Genomic DNA, 2,087 nt, shown 5'->3' on the forward strand with positions numbered 1-2,087 from the left:
GTTTATTTGAGTTGCATGATGCCCTAGCTTGTATGCAACTAATGTAGTAGGTAATTTAATCTAATGTAGAACTATTATAAGGTAGTTGAATATAAGAGCTCAACTACCTTATAAACTGTAGATATTGTTGGAAAAAGAGAAAAAAATAGGGTGGAAGTATTAAAGATATGTTCTAGTTGAGAAGAAGTAGTAGTATGGATTTGGTAGAAGAATCAGCATAATTTTTGTAGGTGAACAATGATCTGATCAAAGCTTTTTAATGAATTCAATTTCATTATCTAATAATAATGGACGAGTTAAGTGTGAAGAATTTTCTTCAACCTGAGTAGAATTTTTTGCACCAGGAATAGCAACTGAAACTGCTGGGTGACTTAAAACATAACGTAAAGCAACTTGCGCTAAACTTCGATTTGAGCGTACAAGTGAACGTAATTTCTCTACTGTATGTAAGCTATCTTTAAACCATTTTTCTTTTGGCCAATCTTTTCTTAAATCATCGTCTGGAAATTGAGTTTCATGATTAAATTTCCCAGTTAAAATTCCCATCTTAAGTGGACCTCTTATCACAGCACCTAAATTATGTTTTTCAATATAAGGAAGGATGTCTTTTTCAGGTTCTTTATTTAAAATACTATAATCGAATTGTACGACATCTAAATCATTATTCTGATTAAAATGTTTTATATAATCTAAATCATTAGTAGAAACGCCAACAGCTCTCACTTTGCCAGATTTTTTTAAGGTTTGGAAAGCTTGTAGAAAGGCCTCTGTTTCTTCATGTTTATCCCACCAAATATGACAAAAGTACACATCTATATAATCCGTTTTAAGCCGCAGTAAACTAGCCTCAAACGCATCAATGATCTTTTGAGGATCTCCATAAACAGCTGGTTGATTTGGGTCATAATGATGACCAATTAATCCACCTTTTGTAGAAAGAATGATATCCTGCCTGTGATCATTTATAGCTTTTGCAACGAGTGTTTCACTATGACCTAATCCATAAACATCAGCAGTGTCAATAAAATTGACCCCTAGATCAATTGCTTTCTCAATTGCATCAATGGATTCATTATCTTTTACTGCACCCCATTCATCTCCACCAATTGCCCAAGAACCAAATCCTATCTCTGAAACTATTAATCCTGTGTTGCCTAATAATCTATATTCCATTATGTACGGACTCCTCCTTTACAGTTTATGTTATAAGAAGTATATATAGTGACCAGTTGGAATATTCTTGAATTTATTTCGGAGAATAAATTAGGCAATTTACTTTAATAAATATATGCAAGAATACTGTATAAAAAGAAATTAGAATTATTAGTGAAATGGTTTTTTATGCTTAAATTGAATAAAAGTATGAACTGTTACAGTATAAATATGAGTTTTATTCATAATTTTAATAACTATGCAATAAGTGAAATAAATGTTGAATTTAGTCGGAAAATATAGATTTACAAATTGCAGAATATGTACATATAGTTGTAACTGTAAATATTATCCGTTTTTAAATATTTATAAAAGGAGAAATTCATATGAAAGAAATACAAGAGAAATATGAAATTGTAGAAGAATTGGATGCAACGGTAGGCCAAGAAGCATTATGGATAGCTCATCAAATGGAAATAAAAAAAGGAATGAACAATGAACCGATTATAATAAAGTTAAAAGGAAAACTTCAGATAGAGGTTTTGGAGAAAGCGCTTACCATAATAGTGCAATCACATCCGGCGCTACGTACAATATTTAAGAAGAGGGATGAAAAAATAAAGCAATTAATTCAAAAGAATGTAGAATTTGATATACCAATTAAGGATTTAACTGCTTTTAAAAACACACAACAAAAATCTATTTTTAAAAATTTCTTAGAATCTATAGTGAATGAGAAATTTAGTTTAGAAGAGGGGCCTTTGTTTAAATTCCACATTATTAAATTCAGTGAAGATACATTTGTTTTACATTTAATGTTTCATCACATTATTTACGATGGATGGAGTTTAGGAGTTTTCATCCGACAATTATCCAATACGTATAGTGAATTACTTCAAGGGAAGACGAATGTAGAATTTGAATCTCCTTATAAG

At 30.4% G+C, this 2,087-nt stretch carries 2 protein-coding genes; one reads left to right on the plus strand and one right to left on the minus strand.

From position 1 onward, the window contains the following. Positions 1-246 precede the first annotated feature (246 nt). The gene (locus ABWK52_RS29260; protein WP_353772374.1) at positions 247-1,173 is read right to left on the minus strand and encodes an aldo/keto reductase; all 927 of its coding nucleotides are present in this window, start codon (positions 1,171-1,173) and stop codon (positions 247-249) included. A gap of 365 nt (positions 1,174-1,538) precedes the next feature. Between ABWK52_RS29260 and ABWK52_RS29265 the strand changes: the two genes are divergently transcribed. Beyond that, the coding region (locus ABWK52_RS29265; RefSeq protein WP_353772375.1) for a condensation domain-containing protein at positions 1,539-2,087 on the plus strand (549 nt) is incomplete at its 3' end.

The organism is Bacillus sp. AP50 (assembly GCF_040492675.1).
GTDB lineage: Bacteria > Bacillota > Bacilli > Bacillales > Bacillaceae_G > Bacillus_A > Bacillus_A cereus.

Coding starts and splice junctions, on each gene's coding strand:
- ABWK52_RS29260 (WP_353772374.1), bottom strand. CDS start 1,173: ATGGAATATAGATTATTAGGCAACACAGGATTAATAGTTTCAGAGATA.